This is a genomic window from Streptomyces sp. NPDC047061, from assembly GCF_040643955.1.
In the GTDB taxonomy this organism is placed as follows: domain Bacteria; phylum Actinomycetota; class Actinomycetes; order Streptomycetales; family Streptomycetaceae; genus Streptomyces.
Genome location: NZ_JBEYVI010000023.1, coordinates 51,568 through 68,478 on the forward strand (window position 1 = coordinate 51,568; position 16,911 = coordinate 68,478).

Annotated in this window: 14 protein-coding genes; 8 read left to right on the forward strand and 6 right to left on the reverse strand. The window is 68.8% G+C overall.

Going from position 1 to position 16,911, the window contains the following annotated elements:
- Positions 1 to 78: 78 nt before the first annotated feature.
- The 3 genes from ABZ887_RS28975 to sucC are packed head-to-tail and all read right to left on the reverse strand — an operon-like array spanning position 79 to position 3,676.
- Positions 79 to 1,614 carry an aldehyde dehydrogenase family protein gene (locus ABZ887_RS28975; protein WP_361295177.1) on the reverse strand — a complete coding sequence of 512 codons (1,536 nt, stop codon included), beginning with the start codon at positions 1,612 to 1,614 and terminating at the stop codon, positions 79 to 81.
- Positions 1,615 to 1,616: 2 nt separating this feature from the next.
- Entirely contained in the window at positions 1,617 to 2,534 is a 918-nt protein-coding gene (gene sucD / locus ABZ887_RS28980; protein ID WP_361295180.1) for a succinate--CoA ligase subunit alpha, read from the reverse strand.
- An 11-nt stretch (positions 2,535 to 2,545) separates the two neighbouring features.
- Positions 2,546 to 3,676 (reverse strand): ADP-forming succinate--CoA ligase subunit beta, encoded by a 1,131-nt coding sequence (sucC, locus tag ABZ887_RS28985; RefSeq protein ID WP_361295183.1) that lies wholly within the window; start codon positions 3,674 to 3,676, stop codon positions 2,546 to 2,548.
- Positions 3,677 to 3,820: 144 nt separating this feature from the next.
- On the opposite strand from sucC, the gene ABZ887_RS28990 reads away from it, so the two are divergent.
- The 5 genes from ABZ887_RS28990 (at position 3,821) to ABZ887_RS29010 (ending at position 11,847) form a co-directional block, all read left to right on the forward strand.
- On the forward strand, positions 3,821 to 5,503 hold the full coding sequence (locus ABZ887_RS28990; RefSeq protein WP_361295186.1) for a thiamine pyrophosphate-binding protein: 1,683 nt from the start codon (positions 3,821 to 3,823) through the stop codon (positions 5,501 to 5,503).
- A 12-nt stretch (positions 5,504 to 5,515) separates the two neighbouring features.
- Positions 5,516 to 6,748, forward strand: a complete 1,233-nt coding sequence (gene frc / locus ABZ887_RS28995) for a formyl-CoA transferase (RefSeq protein WP_361295189.1) — start codon at positions 5,516 to 5,518, stop codon at positions 6,746 to 6,748.
- Positions 6,749 to 6,752: 4 nt separating this feature from the next.
- Positions 6,753 to 8,927, forward strand: a complete 2,175-nt coding sequence (locus ABZ887_RS29000) for an acetate--CoA ligase family protein (protein WP_361295192.1) — start codon at positions 6,753 to 6,755, stop codon at positions 8,925 to 8,927.
- Positions 8,928 to 9,053: 126 nt separating this feature from the next.
- A complete protein-coding gene (locus tag ABZ887_RS29005; RefSeq protein WP_361295195.1) occupies positions 9,054 to 10,442 on the forward strand; it encodes an OFA family MFS transporter in 1,389 nt (462 codons plus the stop codon).
- A 1-nt stretch (position 10,443) separates the two neighbouring features.
- Entirely contained in the window at positions 10,444 to 11,847 is a 1,404-nt protein-coding gene (locus tag ABZ887_RS29010; protein ID WP_361295198.1) for an OFA family MFS transporter, read from the forward strand.
- 105 nt (positions 11,848 to 11,952) lie between these two features.
- Here the strand turns inward: ABZ887_RS29010 and ABZ887_RS29015 are convergent, their stop codons facing one another.
- On the reverse strand, positions 11,953 to 12,561 hold the full coding sequence (locus tag ABZ887_RS29015; protein ID WP_361295201.1) for a hypothetical protein: 609 nt from the start codon (positions 12,559 to 12,561) through the stop codon (positions 11,953 to 11,955).
- A 372-nt stretch (positions 12,562 to 12,933) separates the two neighbouring features.
- Between ABZ887_RS29015 and ABZ887_RS29020 the strand changes: the two genes are divergently transcribed.
- Complete coding sequence (locus ABZ887_RS29020) at positions 12,934 to 13,725, forward strand: hypothetical protein (RefSeq protein ID WP_361295204.1); 792 nt, start codon at positions 12,934 to 12,936, stop codon at positions 13,723 to 13,725.
- 63 nt (positions 13,726 to 13,788) lie between these two features.
- On the opposite strand, the gene ABZ887_RS29025 is transcribed toward ABZ887_RS29020, so the two are convergent.
- On the reverse strand, positions 13,789 to 14,556 hold the full coding sequence (locus ABZ887_RS29025) for a transposase (RefSeq protein WP_361295207.1): 768 nt from the start codon (positions 14,554 to 14,556) through the stop codon (positions 13,789 to 13,791).
- Between the two features lie 74 nt (positions 14,557 to 14,630).
- On the opposite strand from ABZ887_RS29025, the gene ABZ887_RS29030 reads away from it, so the two are divergent.
- Positions 14,631 to 15,488, forward strand: a complete 858-nt coding sequence (locus ABZ887_RS29030; RefSeq protein ID WP_361295210.1) for an inositol monophosphatase family protein — start codon at positions 14,631 to 14,633, stop codon at positions 15,486 to 15,488.
- Positions 15,489 to 15,735: 247 nt separating this feature from the next.
- Here the strand turns inward: ABZ887_RS29030 and ABZ887_RS29035 are convergent, their stop codons facing one another.
- A complete protein-coding gene (locus tag ABZ887_RS29035; RefSeq protein ID WP_361295213.1) occupies positions 15,736 to 15,936 on the reverse strand; it encodes a hypothetical protein in 201 nt (66 codons plus the stop codon).
- A 770-nt stretch (positions 15,937 to 16,706) separates the two neighbouring features.
- Between ABZ887_RS29035 and ABZ887_RS29040 the strand changes: the two genes are divergently transcribed.
- Positions 16,707 to 16,904 carry a hypothetical protein gene (locus ABZ887_RS29040; protein WP_361295216.1) on the forward strand — a complete coding sequence of 66 codons (198 nt, stop codon included), beginning with the start codon at positions 16,707 to 16,709 and terminating at the stop codon, positions 16,902 to 16,904.
- Positions 16,905 to 16,911 lie beyond the last annotated feature (7 nt).

Consider the following 16,911-nt stretch of genomic DNA (forward strand, 5'->3'; position numbering starts at 1 on the left):
CCGCGCCCCTGTCCGGACCGGGTGGCCGGGTGGTCCACAGGCTCGCCGAGGAGGTCGTCGCCCCTGTGCTCGCCGGCGTCACGGCATGAGCTGGTACTCCGGGAAGTTGCCCGGCAGCCGCTCCCCCGCCGGTCCCTGCGTCACCGCCCGCACCAGCAGTTCCCCGCCGACGAAGGCCCCCCGCCAGGACGCGCCGAAGCCGCCGAACAGTTCGTCGCGGTCGCCCCGGGAGCGCGGCTTGCCGTGGCCGACCTTGAAGGCGCGGATCTGCGGTGCGAGCCGCGCGAAGGTGGCCTCGTCGTCGGTGGAGAGCGTGGCGACCAGCGCGCCGTTGGAGGCGTTCATGGCAGCCAGCAGTTCGGCCTCGGTGTCGACCAGGACGATCGTGTCGACCGGGCCGAAGGGTTCCGCGTGGTGGAGCGGGGAGGACGGGGGCGGGTTGAGGAGGGTGACCGGGTGGACGTACGACGCGGTGTCCTGGCCGGGCAGGAAGCGGCCGTCGGCCGGGCTGCCGCGGTGCAGCGGGACGGCACCGCGGTCGACGGCCTCGGCGACCTGGTCGGTCAGGTCCTTGGCCTTGGCCGTGTTGATCACCGGCCCGAAGTCCAGTTCGGGGAGCGGGTCGTCGGGGTCGGCGACCGCCAGCGGGTGGCCGATCCGCAGGGCGCGGACCGCCGGGAGGTAGGCGGCGAGGAACTCGTCGAACAGCTCGCGCTGGACGACGAAGCGCGGGTAGGCGGTGCAGCGCTGTTTGCCGTAGTCGAAGAGCTTGGGGACGGCGGCGGTGAACGCGGTCCAGTCGGTGAGGTTCCAGATGCCCCAGGTGTTGAGTCCCTCCTGTTCGAGTATGTGCCGTTTGCCGAGGTCGGTGACGGCCGTGGCCACCGCCGCTCCCGTGTCCCGGCCGCCGACGAAGGAGACGCAGCCGATCTCGGGCGCCCGCACCAGCGCCTCCGACAGCTCGCCCCCGCTGCCGCTGAGCAGTGTCACCGGCAGGCCCTCCCGGGCGGCCAGCGCGCAGGCCAGGGTGAGACAGGCGACCCCGCCGTCGGTCGGGGTCTTCGCCACCACCGCGTTGCCCGCCAGAGCCTGGACCAGTACCGCGTGAACGAGCACGCTCATCGGGTAGTTCCAGCTGGCGATGTTGGACACCGGACCGTCCAGCGGGGCCCGTCCGGCGAGCATCGGCTCGATGCCGTCGACGTACCAGCGCACCCCGTCGATCGCCCGGTCGACGTCCGCCTGGGCCAGCCGCCAGGGTTTGCCGATCTCCCAGACGAGCAGCAGGGCGAGGAGTTCGCGGTGTTCGGTCAGGGCGTCCAGGGTGGCGGCCACCCGGGACCGGCGCTCCGCCAGGGGGACGTGCCGCCAGGCGCGGTGCTGGTCGAGGCAGGCACGGACGGCCCGGCGTGCGGTGTCCCGGTCCAGGCGCGGGGCGCCGGCGATGGGGCTGCCGTCGACGGGACTGGTCGCGGGCAGCGGGCGGCCGTCGGGCCGCCACCCGGCGGCCCAGAGGTTGAGGACGCGGTCGTCCCGGAAGGCCTCGGGGGCGACGGTGAGGCAGCGCCGCCAGGCGTCGTCCCAGGCGGTGCCCGGCTTGCAGACGAGGACCATGATCAACCCCCGGCTTCCAGGAGCTCGAGCACCAGCCGGGCGGTCTCGGTCGGCGTGCTCCCCACCCGCACCCCGACCGCCTCCAGCGCCTCCTGTTTGGCCCGTGCGGTGCCGGCCGAACCGGAGACGATGGCGCCCGCGTGGCCCATGGTGCGGCCCTCAGGCGCGGTGAACCCGGCGATGTAGCCGACGACGGGCTTGGTGACGTGCTCCCGGATGTAGGCGGCGGCCCGTTCCTCCGCATCGCCGCCGATCTCCCCGATGAGGACGACGAGTTCGGTGTCCGGGTCGTCCTGGAAGGCGGCCAGGCAGTCGATGTGGCTCGTCCCGACGACCGGGTCGCCGCCGATGCCCACGCAGGTGGAGAAGCCGATGTCCCGCAGCTCGTACATGAGTTGGTAGGTCAGCGTGCCCGACTTGGAGACGAGACCGATCCGGCCGGGCTTGGTGATGTCGGCGGGGATGATGCCGGCATTGGACTGGCCGGGGGTGATCAGCCCGGGGCAGTTGGGCCCGATGATCCGGGTGCCGTTCCGCCTGGCGTACGACGTGAAGGCCACCGAGTCGTGGACGGGTATGCCCTCGGTGATCACCACCGCCAGCCCGATACCGGCGTCGGCCGCCTCCAGGACCGCCGCCTTGGCGAAGGCGGGCGGCACGAAGACGACGGTGACGTCGGCGCCGGTCGCCGCCATGCCCTCGGCGACCGTGCCGAAGACCGGGACGGCACTGGGGGCACCTCCCAGGCCCTCAAGGCACTGGGGGACGTCGAAGTCGACGGTCTGCCCGGCCTTGCGCGGGTTGACCCCGCCGACGACGTCCGTCCCGGCGGCGAGCATCCGGCGGGTGTGCTTCATGCCCTCGCCGCCGGTCATGCCCTGGACGAGGACCTTGCTCTCCTTGGTGAGATAGATCGCCATGTCCCGGCTCCTCAGGCGGTGTGGGCGAGTTCGGCGGCGCGGCGGGCGGCGCCGTCCATGGTGGTGGCCTGTTCGACCAGGGGGTGCGCGCGGCCGTCGAGGATCGCCCGGCCGCGTGCCGCGTTGTTGCCGTCGAGGCGGACCACCAACGGCTTGGTCAACCGGACGGTCTCCAGGGCCCGGACGATGCCGTCGGCGACCGCGTCGCACGCGGTGATCCCGCCGAAGACGTTGACGAAGACCGACTTCACCGACGGGTCGGAGAGGATCACCGACAGGCCGTCGGCCATGATCTGCGCGGACGCCCCGCCGCCGATGTCCAGGAAGTTGGCGGGCCGCGCGCCACAGCCGGCCACCACGTCCAGGGTGGACATCACCAGGCCCGCGCCGTTGCCGATGATGCCGACCTCGCCTTCGAGCTTGACGTAGTTGAGCCCCTTCGCGGCGGCCGCCGCCTCCAGCGGGTCATGGCGGTCGCCCTCCTCCGCTCCCCAACGGGCCTGTCGGAAGCGGGCGTTGTCGTCGAGGGTGACCTTGCCGTCGAGCGCCAGGATCCGGCCCTCTTCGGTACGCACGAGCGGGTTCACCTCGACGAGCAGCGCGTCCTCGCGGACCAGCACCTGCCAGAGCCGTACGAGGACGTCGACGGTCTGCGGCGGCAGTCCGGCAGCCGCGGCGATCTCCTGGGCCTTGGCGGAGGTGACGCCGACCGCGGGGTCGACGCGGACCCGTGCCACCGCCTCCGGGCGGGTCGCGGCCACCTCCTCGATCTCCATGCCGCCCTCGGCGGAGGCGATCGCCAGGAAGCCGCCGGCCGCCCGGTCGAGGACGTAGGAGACGTAGAACTCGCTCTCCATGCCGACGGGTTGGGCCAGCATCACCTTGCCGACCGTGTGCCCCTTGATGTCCATGCCGAGAATCTGACGTGCCGTGAGTTCCGCCGCGGCCGGGTCCGCGGCGAGCTTCACGCCGCCCGCCTTGCCCCGGCCACCGGTCTTGACCTGCGCCTTCACGACGACCTTGCCGCCGAGTCGGCGGGCGATCTCCCGGGCCCCCTTGGGCGAGTCGGCGACCTCGGCCCTCGGCACCACGATGCCGTGTTCCTCGAAGAGTTCCCTTGCCTGGTGCTCGTACAGGTCCATTCCGGCTCCTGTCTTAAAAGTGCCGCACGCCCCCTGGACACCACCCACCGGATGCGGGATAACAAGGTTCATACAGTATTCGTCGACTGTATGCAATATACGACGACGGCATCCCACCCCCCTACGAAGGGACAGGACTTCGCCATGCCCGACGACACCCAGGACGTGATTTCCGGTGGTCATCTCGTTGCGAAGGCGCTGAAGGCCGAGGGGGTCGACCGCATCTACACGCTGTGCGGCGGCCACATCATCGACATCTACGACGGCTGCGTCGACGAGGGCATAGAAGTCGTCGACGTCCGCCACGAGCAGGTGGCCGCCCACGCCGCCGACGGCTACGCGCGCATCACCGGCAGGCCCGGCTGCGCGGTCGTCACGGCCGGACCGGGTACGACCGACGCCGTCACCGGGGTCGCCAACGCCTTCCGCGCGGAGTCCCCGATGCTGCTGATCGGCGGCCAGGGGGCGCTCACCCAGCACAAGATGGGGTCCCTGCAGGACCTGCCGCACGTGGACATGATGGCGCCGATCACCAAGTTCGCGGCGACCGTCCCGGACACCGCCCGCGCCGCCGACATGGTCTCCATGGCGTTCCGCGAGTGCTACCACGGCGCGCCCGGCCCCTCCTTCCTGGAGATACCCCGCGACGTCCTCGACGCCAAGGTCCCGGCGTCGAAGGCCCGCGTCCCCAAGGCCGGCGCCTACCGGGCCGCGACCCGCTCGGCCGGCGACCCCGAGGCGATCGAGAAGCTCGCCGACCTCCTCGTGCACGCCGAGAAGCCGGCCATCCTGCTCGGCAGCCAGGTCTGGACGACCCGTGGCACCGCGGACGCCATCGAGCTGGTGCGGACCCTCAACATCCCCGCGTACATGAACGGCGCGGGGCGCGGCACCCTGCCGCCCGGCGACCCGCACCACTTCCAGCTCTCCCGCCGGTACGCGTTCTCCAACGCCGACGTCATCGTGATCGTCGGCACCCCCTTCGACTTCCGCATGGGCTACGGCAAGCGGCTCTCTCCGGAAGCGACGGTCGTGCAGGTCGACCTCGACTACCGCACGGTCGGCAAGAACCGGGACATCGACCTCGGGATCGTCGGGGACGCGGGGCTGGTCCTGAAGTCGGTGGCCGAGGCGGCCTCCGGGCGCGTCAACGGAGGGGCCTCCCGGCGCAAGGAGTGGCTGGACGAGCTGCGCGCCGCCGAACAGACGGCGATCGAGAAGCGGTTGCCGCAGCTGAGGTCGGACGCCTCCCCCATCCACCCGTACCGCCTGGTCAGCGAGATCAACGACTTCCTCACCGAGGACTCGATCTACATCGGCGACGGCGGCGACATCGTCACCTTCTCCGGGCAGGTCGTGCAGCCCAAGTCGCCTGGCCACTGGATGGACCCGGGTCCGCTCGGCACCCTCGGCGTCGGCGTCCCCTTCGTACTGGCCGCCAAGCAGGCCCGCCCCGACAAGGAGGTGGTCGCCCTCTTCGGCGACGGCGCCTTCTCCCTCACCGGCTGGGACTTCGAGACCCTGGTCCGCTACGACCTCCCCTTCGTCGGCATCGTCGGCAACAACTCCTCGATGAACCAGATCCGTTACGGCCAGGCCGCCAAGTACGGCAAGGAGCGCGAGCGGGTCGGCAACACCCTCGGGGACGTCCACTACGACAAGTTCGCCCAGATGCTGGGCGGTTACGGCGAGGAGGTCCGCGACCCCGCCGACATCGGCCCCGCCCTGCGCCGGGCCCGGGAGTCCGGCAAGCCGTCGCTGATCAACGTCTGGGTCGACCCGGACGCGTACGCCCCCGGAACCATGAACCAGACCATGTACAAGTGAGGTGGAACGCCCATGACCACCAAGGCACTTGAGGGCATACGCGTCCTCGACATGACCCACGTCCAGTCGGGCCCCTCCGCCACCCAGCTGCTCGCCTGGCTCGGTGCGGACGTGGTCAAGCTGGAGGCGCCGACCGGTGACATCACGCGGGGGCAGCTGCGCGACCTCCCGGACGTCGACTCCCTCTACTTCACGATGCTCAACTGCAACAAGCGGAGCATCACCCTCAACACCAAGACCGAGCGCGGCAAGGAGCTCCTGACCGAGCTGATCCGCCGCTCGGACGTGATGGTGGAGAACTTCGGGCCGGGCGCGGTCGACCGGATGGGGTTCACCTGGGACCGCATCAAGGAGATCAACCCGCGGATCGTCTACGCCTCCATCAAGGGGTTCGGGGACGGCCCGTACACCAACTTCAAGGCGTACGAGGTCGTCGCCCAGGCGATGGGCGGGTCGATGGCGACCACCGGCTTCGAGGACGGGCCTCCGCTGGCGACGGGCGCGCAGATCGGTGACTCGGGCACCGGGGTGCATACAGTAGCCGGAATACTGGCGGCACTCTTCCAGCGTGAGCACACCGGTCGGGGCCAGCGCGTCAACGTGGCCATGCAGCACGCCGTGCTCAACCTCTGCCGGGTCAAGCTCCGCGACCAGCAGCGACTGGCCCACGGCCGGCTCGCCGAGTACCCCAACGAGGACTTCGGCGACGAGGTGCCCCGCTCCGGCAACGCCTCCGGCGGCGGCCAGCCCGGCTGGGCGGTCAGGTGCGCGCCGGGCGGCCCGAACGACTACGTGTACGTCATCGTGCAGCCCGTCGGCTGGCAGCCGATCACCCAGCTCATCGGCCGGCCGGAGCTCGCGGACGACCCCGAGTGGGCGACCCCGGAGTCCCGCCTCCCCAAGCTCAACAAGATGTTCCAGCTGATCGAGGAGTGGTCCTCGACGCTCCCCAAGTGGGAGGTGCTGGAGAAGCTCAACGCCCACAACATCCCGTGCGGGCCGATCCTCTCCACCAAGGAGATCATCGAGGACGAGTCGCTGGTCGCCAACGAGATGGTGGTCACCGTCCCGCACCCCGAGCGCGGCGAGTTCGTCACCGTCGGCAGCCCGCTCAAGCTCTCCGACTCCCCTGTGGATGTGACCAGTTCGCCACTCCTCGGCGAGCACAACGAAGCGGTCTACATCGGCGAACTAGGCCTCGGCGACGAGGAGTTGCGCCTGCTCAAGTCGAACGGAGTGATCTGACGTGATGGCAGAGGACCGGGAGCTGCGGGTCCGCGAACTCCTCGACTCGGTGCGGGCGGAGGGCCGTACCGCCCTCACCGCGCCGGAGGGCAAGGTGATCGCCGACGCGTACGGGATCGCCGTACCGGGCGAGGAACTGGCCACCGACGTCGACGAGGCGGTGGCGTACGCGGCACGCTTCGCCGGACCCGTGGTCATGAAGATCGTCTCGCCGGACATCCTGCACAAGACCGACGCGGGCGGGGTCGTCGTCGGGGTGGAGGGCGCGGCGGACGTGCGCGCGGCCTTCCACCGGATCATCGACAACGCGCGCGCCTACGACGCCGATGCGCGCATCGAGGGCGTCCAGGTGCAGGAGTTGCTGCCGAAGGGCACGGAGGTCATCGTCGGCGCGGTCACCGACCCCACCTTCGGGAAGGTCGTCGCGTTCGGGCTCGGCGGGGTGCTGGTCGAGGTGCTCAAGGACGTGACCTTCCGGCTCGCGCCCGTCTCCGCCGACGAGGCGCTGTCGATGCTGGACTCCATCAAGGCGGCCGAGGTGCTGCGCGGGGTGCGCGGGCAGGCCGGGGTGGACCGGTGGGCGGTCGCCGAGCAGATCCGCCGGGTCTCCCAACTGGTCGCGGACTTCCCGGAGATCGCCGAGGTGGACCTCAATCCGGTGATCGCCACGGCGGAGGGCGCGGTCGCCGCCGACATCCGGATCATCCTCGCGGAGCAGCAGCCGCATGAGCGCAGGAAGTACACGCGCGACGAGATCCTGGAGAGCATGCGCCGGCTGATGCAGCCCCGCTCCGTCGCCGTGATCGGTGCCTCCAACGAGCAGGGCAAGATCGGCAACTCGGTGATGCGCAACCTCGTGGACGGCGGCTTCGCCGGGGAGATCCATCCGGTGAACCCCCGGGCCGATGACATTCTGGGCCGCAAGGCGTACAAGAGTGTCACGGACGTTCCCGGAGAGGTGGACGTGGCAGTCTTCGCCATCCCCGCCAAGTTCGTGGCAGCGGCGCTGGAGGAGGTGGGCCGGAAGCGGATCCCCAACGCCGTCCTGATCCCCTCCGGCTTCGCGGAGACCGGCGAGCACGAACTCCAGGAGGAGATCGTCGCGATCGGCGAGCGCCACGGCATCCGTCTCCTCGGCCCGAACATCTACGGCTACTACTCCACCTGGCAGGACCTGTGCGCCACGTTCTGCACGCCGTACGACGTGAAGGGCGGGGTGGCGCTGACCTCCCAGTCGGGCGGGATCGGCATGGCGATCCTGGGTTTCGCGCGCACCACCAAGACGGGTGTGTCGGCGATCGTGGGCCTCGGCAACAAGTCGGACCTGGACGAGGACGACCTGCTGACCTGGTTCGGCGAGGACCCGCACACCGAGTGCATCGCGATGCATCTGGAGGACCTGAAGGACGGCCGCGCCTTCGTCGAGGCGGCGCGAAACACCGTACCCAAGAAGCCTGTTGTGGTCCTCAAGGCGGGGCGTACGGCGGCCGGGGCCAAGGCGGCCGGTTCGCACACGGGCGCGCTCGCGGGCGACGACGCGGTGTACGACGACATCCTGCGGCAGGCGGGCGTCATCCGGGCGCCGGGCCTGAACGACATGCTGGAGTACGCGCGCGGCCTGCCGGTACTCCCGCCCCCGCAGGGCGACAACGTCGTGATCATCACCGGCGCGGGCGGCAGCGGAGTCCTGCTGTCCGACGCGATCACCGACAACGGGCTGACCCTGATGGAGATACCGCCCGACCTGGACGAGGCGTTCCGGCGCTTCATCCCGCCGTTCGGTGCCGCCGGCAACCCGGTGGACATCACGGGCGGCGAGCCGCCGTCGACGTACGAGGCGACGATCCGGCTGGGTCTTGAGGACCCGCGGATCCACGCGCTGGTCCTCGGCTACTGGCACACCATCGTCACCCCGCCGATGGTCTTCGCCGAACTGACGGCCCGCGTGGTCGCGGAGTTCCGGGAGCGGGGCATCGAGAAGCCGGTCGTCGCCTCGCTCGCGGGGGACGTCGAGGTCGAGGAGGCCTGCCAGTACCTGTACGAGCGGGGGGTCGTGGCGTACCCGTACACGACCGAACGGCCGGTGGCCGTGCTCGGCGCCAAGTACCGCTGGGCGCGGGCGGCGGGGCTGCTGGGGAGCGACGGGGCGAGCAGCGGACGGTTGGGGGGCGGGTCATGACGTAGCCGAGGAAGGGGCCGGCCGGCGGAGCGCGTCCCCGGCCGGCCCCGGGACCCGTGCGCGCACGAAAGGCATTGGACAGGGGGCGCTGGCCAGAGCTTTCGACGCAAGGGGTGCTGAGCGAACATGTCATCCATCGATCTAACGGCGTCCGTCCCCTTCAGGGAGGTGACGGACCGCAACGGCCGCAAGTACCGGATCGGCGAACGCGATGTCGATCTGATGGGCCGGACACGCAAGTGGATGGTCATCCTGCCCTGGGTGGGCATGATGGGCATCAGCTCCGCCGAGTACGCGTTCACGTCGGCGGAGGACACGCTCCACGAGGCGCATCTGTGGAGCAGCGGGCACATCTTCTGGCTGATGGGCGTCTGGGTGTTCTTCCAGGCGGCCGTGGCCTTCCCGGCCGGGCAGCTGCGGGAGAGCGGTCGGCTCCCCGCCCGTACGGCCATGCTGATCGGCGCGGTGGGCACGTTGCTGGGCTATGTGTCGCTGGCGTTCGCGCCGAACGTGGTCGTCGCCTATCTCGGCTTCGGCATGTGCAGCGGCATCGGCGCCGGTCTCGTCTACGCGACCTGCGTGAACATGGTCGGCAAGTGGTATCCGGAGCGGAAGGGCGGCAAGACGGGCTTCGTGAACGGCGGTTTCGCCTACGGATCCGTGCCCTTCGTCTTCCTCTTCACCTCGGTCCTCGACCTGGGCAACTACAAGGTCCTGCTCTCCTCGGTCGGCATCGGACTGTGTCTGGTGGTGGCGTCGGCCGGCTGGTTCTTCAAGGACCCGCCGAAGAACTGGTGGCCGCCGCACGTGGATCCGCTGAAGGCCACTCAGGACCCGAAAATACGGCGGGCGTTGGAGAAGAACCCGCCGGCCGTCAAGCAGTACACCCCGAGGGAGGCCGCCCGTACCCCCGTCCTGTGGATGATGTGGTTCTGTCTGCTCTGCACGGCCGGGATCAATATCTTCGGCATCGCCTTCCAGGTGCCGTTCGGCAAGGACATGGGGTTCGCGGGCGGGATCGTGGCCACCGCCATGTCCCTGAAGGCGATCGTCAACGGCACCGGGCGCGGCGTCATCGGCTGGATCTCCGACCGCTACGGCCGCCGCCACACCCTGATCATCGTGTGCATCGTGCTCGGCACGGCGCAGTTCGGCGTACTGGTCTCCGGCCAGATGCACAGCATGCCGTTCTTCCTGTTCTGCTCCATGGTCTCCGGGTTCGGCGGTGGGGCGATCTTCCCGCTCTTCGCGGCCATGACGGCGGACTACTTCGGTGAGAACAACAACGCCACCAACTACGGGATGGTCTACAGCTCCAAGCTGATCTCCGGCCTGGTGGGCTCCGGTCTGGGCGCGGTCGTCGTCGGTGAGTGGGACTACCACGGCGCGTTCGTGCTCGCGGGCTCCGTCGGCCTGGCCTCCGCAGTACTGGCCCTCTTCCTCAAGGCACCGGGCAGGCCCAGCGCCCGGCGCATCGTCCCCAACCCGCAGCCGCTCGGCGAGGAGATGGCGTGACATGACGGCAGACCCTGTAGCCACGAACAGCACCGACGCCGGACGACGCCCGTACCGCGAGGTCACGGACGCCCGCGGCCGCGTCTACCGGATCGGCGAGACCGACCGGGACATCCTCGGCCACTCCCGCAACATCATGGTGTACCTCCCCTGGATCGCCATGATGGCCATCAGCGTCTTCGAGTACGCGTACGGCTCCGCGGAGGACACCCTGTCCCACGCGCACGGCTGGACGCAGTCCAACACCTTCTGGATCCTGAGCGTCTGGGTGTTCTTCCAGGCCGGCATCGCGTTCCCGGCGGGCTGGCTGCGCGAGAAGGGCATCCTGACCGCCCGCCGCGCCATGTACACCGGCTCCGTGATGTGCCTGATCGGCTTCCTGGCCCTCTCCCACATCAGCGAGATATGGCTGGCGATCATAGGCTTCGGCGTGATCGGCGGCCTCGGCTCCGGCCTGGTCTACGCGACCTGCATCAACATGGTCGGTAAATGGTTCCCCGAACGCCGGGGCGCCCGCACCGGTTTCGTGAACGGCGGCTTCGCGTACGGCTCGCTCCCGTTCATCTTCATCTTCAACTACGCCTTCGACACGGCGAACTACCACCGCGTCCTCGACCTCATCGGTGCCTACGTGATGGTCGTGGTCCTGGTCTCGGCGTTCTTCTTCAAGGACCCGCCGAAGAACTGGTGGCCGGCCGACGTCGACCCCCTCGCCCACGCGACCGACACCAGGACCGCGACGGCCCTCGCCAAGAACCCGCCCGCGGTACGCCAGTTCACCCCCAAGGAGGCGATCCGCACCGGCATGCTCCCCCTGATGTGGATCTCCATCGTCATGACGGCGGGCGTGTCGATCTTCGGCATCTCCTTCCAGGTGGACTTCGCGAAGGACGTCGGCTTCGGCCCCCTGGTCGCGGCGTCCTCGATGGGCGTGATGGCGGTCATCAACGGCGTCGGCCGCGGCGTGGTCGGCTGGCTCTCCGACCGCCTCGGCCGCAAACCGACCCTCGTCTTCGTCATCGTCGTCCTGGGCCTGGCCCAGTTCGGCGTGATCTGGGCCGGTGACGTCAAGAGCGAGTGGCTGTTCCTGTTCTTCGCCTTCCTCTCCGGCTTCGGCGGCGGCGCCTTCTACCCGCTCTTCGCCGCCCTCACCCCGGACTACTTCGGCGAGAACTACAACGCCACCAACTACGGGATGGTCTACAGCGGCAAACTCATCAGCGGCCTCTTCGGCGGCGGCCTCGGCTCCATGGTGGTCGGCGCCTGGGGCTACAACGGCGCGTACGCCCTGGCTGGCGGCATCTCGATGCTGGCGGCGGGGGTTGCGCTGCTGCTGCGGCAGCCGGGGCGGGGAACGGGCATCGGCGCGAAGGCGGTGACGGCACAGCCGCAGGCGGCGACCTGACGGCTTCTCCCGCTTCGTCATGGGGGCCTCTCACTTCGAAGCGGGCTGGTTGAGTCCCGGACTGTCCGGGACTCAACCGTTTCCGGCCTCGGGTCGCTGAGCTGTTCACGGCGCGAAGAGTATGATCAGCAGCCGAACATATTCTGCGTCGTGGACTCCGCCGAGTTCCCAAACGATGGTGTGGCCTGGTGCAGCCGCTTCAGGTCGCGGCAGGGCCGTGGTCGAGCGCAGCAGAATCTGTATGTCAGGATGCGATGGCCATGCGGATCCTGACCGAGGAAGAGGCGGCATCCCGCAAAGACGAGCGGGCACGCCCATTTCCAGGGGGACCGGTTCTTCCTGGGCCAGGAGGCGAGGGTCAACCCTGCCCTCGATGCGCAGCTCGCCTAGCGCCCACGCCTCGTCGCTCAGCTCATCCGGGACCAACCGCTCGTTCTGCTTGAACCACTCGGCCATTGAGCACACGAGGCCGACGCGCGGTTTGGGGACCGCGCCCGTGATGGTGACCTTCACGTCCGGCAGCGCCAGCACCTCGGACTGTTCGGCCGAGGTCATGTCGGCGAGTCGCTCACGGGCGCGGGTGGCCAGGGCGACGAGGTCACTGGCGCGCTGCTCGGTCTGCTGCTTCACCGTGAAGATGGCGTAGTTCGGGCTCTTCGCGGCGTCCGTGTTCGAGCGGGCCAACGTGTTGCTGGGGTCGCCGATGACGCTCACGCCCAACCACCCGTTCGTCTGGACGGGCGGGGCGCCTTGTAATGAACCTCGCTGATCTGCGCCACGCTTACGCGCCGCTGGCCGGGAAACCGGCTCATTACCCCGCGCTCAATCGTCAGCCATTTTTCATCGAATGTGGACTTTGATTTCGACGGACCTCGTCCCCCCTCGGCCACGATCGGCTGCGGCGATATGCTCACTTAATGGCCTCCTGAAATCGGTGCGCTCCGTTATTGCGACCGTGATAAGAAAATCATTGCGCGCCATATCGCTGCAATCGTTGGCCTCAGCTCCGTGAACGCACCGCGCCGGACTGCCCAGTTTCGAAGAACCAGTAGCGCTTTGGGTGTTCGATCAGCAAAATGACCCACCATGCGGGTCATAGCTGCAAAACTGAGAGAGGAAGCGCTGTTCGCTTTCTGCGTTTCTACATTCATTTGGGGGCTTTACTGGGCATTTGACGGGCCGGATCCAGGCGCCCCCGCAACTGTGGCTGCCATCTTTGCTTCCGTAAGTTGCCTCACGATCGCGCTCCAACACGTAGTCGACTCGGCAAATGAGGTGCGGGAGAGCCGCGAACGCGTCCGGGAAGCGGAGCGCAACCTGGAAGACGCTCTGTCGGAGGGGGCTATCAAGCCTCACGGAGACCGGCCCGAGACTCCGAGCGAAGAACGCCGTGAGGCTCACCGGCTGGCGCTCGCGCTGCTGTGGGAGGTGAACCACAGCAAGCTGGAGCTCTATCACAAGATCGCCACGAGACAGGCAAGCATGTCCTTCTGGAGCGCCCAGCTGGCCATGTTCATCGGGTTCGGGCTGCTGGGAGTGTTCGTTGCGGTGGCGTACCACGCCAGCACGACGGCGGGGGCGGCCGTCGCTGGCGGTCTGGGTGCGGTGTCGGCAGCCCTGGCCGGGTTCATCAGCAAGACGTTCGTCCGGTCGCAGGAGACGGCGGCCGGTCACCTCAAGGCCTACTTTGACCAGCCGCTGGAATTCTCGCGTTACCTGGCCGCCGAACGCCTGGTCGCCGACTCCGGCATGACGCAGGAGCAGCGGGCTCAGATAACCGCGGAGTTGGCCAGGGCGATCGTCGCGCGCCCCGGCGCCACACCTGACGCCGGGACTAGCGCACCCAAGCCCGAGGGCGGGTCAGCCGGTGCCGGCTAAGGCTTGTCCCGTAACTGATCTTGAGGTCCATGCGTGCGCTAAGCGGCGATGAGATCCGCTCCTCTATCTGGCGAGGGTGAGGTTGTACAGGCGTGCGATGCCGAGCATGGCGTGGTGTACTCCATCGCCCTTGAGGCGGCAGTCGCGAAGGACCTTCCAGGTCTTCATGTGGGCGAAGACATGCTCGACGCGGGCCCGGACTTGCTTGTGTGAGCGGTTGTGTTCTTCCTTCCAAGCGGCGAGCTCTTCGCCTTTGCGTCGGCGGTGCGGCATCACCAGCCCGGTGCCGGGATAGCCGCCGTCGGCGATCGTGGTCGTCTGCCCGACGGCGTCCTTGGCGCCGGATTCTGCCCATGCCTTGCAGTCGTTGCGGTTGCCCGGGAGCGGTCGGCCGATCATCACGATCAGGCGGGTGTCGGCGTCGATGACGACCTGGTGGTTGGTGGAGTACCGATAGTTCTTGGACTGCTCGGCCACCGTGTGGTCGCGGGTGGGCACCAGTGTGCCGTCCACGATGAGCACGGTGTCCTTGCGGAACCGCTTGCGGGGCTGAAGCGCCAGCAGCGGACCGAGGTGGTCGACTATGCGGTCCGCAGCGGACTTCGAGATGCCGAACAAGGGGGCGAGCTGGCGCAGTGTCAAGTTCGTGCGCCAATAGGCCGTGACCAGCAGGACGCGGTCGTCCAGCGGCAGGCTCCAGGGTCGGCCCGTCCGGCCTCTGTCGGCGCCCTCGCGGCGCAGTGCGGTCACCAACTTGGCGAAGCAGCGCGGGTTCAGTCCGGTGAAGGGAGAAATCCAGGACGGCTCCGAGGCCGTGATCACAGCAGCCACGCCTTGATGATGTCACCGCGTCTGCACGGTCCATGCGGAGCTTAACGATGGATCACAGTGGGAAGGGCAGCCTCGTGACGGACCTGGCAGACCTGGAACTGGTGCACCGCCTGGCCGATGAGGCGGATGCCATCGCCCGACGTTACTTCTCGAGCGCCACCATCGAATCCCGGGCCAAGAGCGACGGCAGCCCTGTCACTGATGCCGACCGGGAGATCGAAATCGTCCTTCGCTCCTTGATCCGCCAGGAGTACCCCGGCGACGCGTTCATCGGTGAGGAGTTCGGCGCCCATGGACACGGCACACGGCGCTGGATCATCGACGCCATCGACGGCACCGCGAGCTTCCTCGCCGGCGAACCGGAGTGGAGCACACTGATCGCCCTGGAGGAGGACGGCCGCATCACCCTGGGCATGGTCTCCGCCCCTGCCCTGGGCCGTCGGTGGTGGGCCAGGCCAGACTCGGGCTCCTGGACAGGGCCGTGCCCCTCCGACCCGGACGCACCGGCACACCGGTTGGCCCTCACCGAAGGCGGAAGTGCCCAGAACGCAGCCATCGGCATCTGGCCACCTCCGTCCAGACTGAACCAGCAGGAACGCGCCGCGGCCGCGAAACTCGCCCGGGGCGTCACGCAGGTCCGGCCGCTGCTGGACTGGACCACAGCGGATCCCACCGCGCCAGCGCCCCGCAAACCGTCCACCGGGTCCGGCACCTGCCATGGCGCCCTTCTCGTCGCGACCGGTCAGCTGGACGCCTTCCTCCTTCTGGGAGCCGGCCCGTGGGACATCGCCCCTCTCATTCCCATCGTCCAAGAAGCGGGCGGCACCTTCAGCGACCTCGCCGGCCAGCACCGGACCGACACCGGAGCCGCACTTTTCGCGCGCCCCGGACTCCATCAACAACTCCTGGACATCGCCGTCGCCGACAACTGAGCGAAGCACGCGGCCTCACCCTGAACAGGGGTTACGGGACAAGCCTTAGTCCTCCTCGCCCTCCGGGAACGTGGGGTACGACGTGGGCCACTGGGACGCGGCGGGAGGCGGAAGCTTCCCCCGTCGGTACTCCGCCCAGTCCGTGATGGGTGGAAGCGGACGGGAGCTCCGGACCGCCTGCTTGCGCTGGATCGTCGGGGTGGTCTTCCCGGCCACGAGAAGCCGGACCACGTGGTCGCGCAAGCCTCTACTGCTTGTAGACCCGGTGCATCGACGTCTCCGTGGGCCGGATCCAGTAGCCCCGGTCGTAAAACACCGGTCGGGCGTAGCAGTGGGCCTGGTAGTAGTCCATGTAGTTCGGAGGGGCGGCGAGGGCATGGTGGTGCCAGGCGAGGCAGTACCGGCAGTGCACGGCCACCTCCATCGGGTTGAACGTGGTGAAGCCCATGACGATTGGGACGCCGCCAAAGTCTTCCTGAATAACCCCGACTCGGCGGTCTCGTCGCCGGGGTGGAGGAGTGCTAGTGCCCCGTTCTGCACCCAGGAGATCATCCCGGGGCTGCTTGCCACAACGGCCGCCGGGAAGTGCGCGTACCGCAAGCTCACGGCGCGTAACAAAGCCCTGATGGGACCTCCGCGGCAGCGTCCACGGCTGTCACGGGAAGTGTCGCGCGGACACACGAGAGGTGAGTGCCGGCGGGCGGCCAGGAGCTGACCGCCGTCGTACGCACGGACCCCGGCCAGCGGTGGGCTTGTCCCGGTCTTCCGTGGGGTCTCCGGCGGCCTCTCGTGGCCGGGCGGGGCGCGGGGCCGCACCCGCCAGCACGAGCCCCGGGAGCACCCACCGTGGCCAACTGGTCACCCAACAACCGCTGCTTCAGGTACGGTTGTGCAAGCCGCGAGCGGAGTGCCCGACGCCTCCGTGAAGTTGAGTAGCTGGCCTTCCTCAGTTGTTGGACCAGTTCGGGCTGAATCGCTGGCAGGAACATTGGGTCGTAGGAAGCCCGCGTACCCGAGGCATGATCCTCGGGACGTTGCACCAACAAGAAGGCGCAGGGTCGCGCGGAGGAAGAGGGTGGAGACCTCCTAAGGGAGCCCCGGAAAGGCACCGAGAGCCTTATCGTCGGCACGGCCTCAGCGAGACCTCACGTACATCACGTGGCGGTCGGCTGAGAGCTGCGTGCCACAGTCCGACCGCCAGGAAGGTAAGTCGGACCGTTGAACCTCTCTCTCGGTGTCAAGGTGCTCGTGGTCGTCATCTGCATCTTGGTGTCCGTCATCGCGGGCATCGTGGCAGGCCTGCTGAAGCACACTCCTCCCGGGCCGAAAGCCCCGGCCATCCTGTTCGGCGGAGGCGCGTTCGGGGGCACGCTGACGCTGTGCCTGTTGGTCATGACGTCGCTCGGCGTGTTGTGAACGTGCG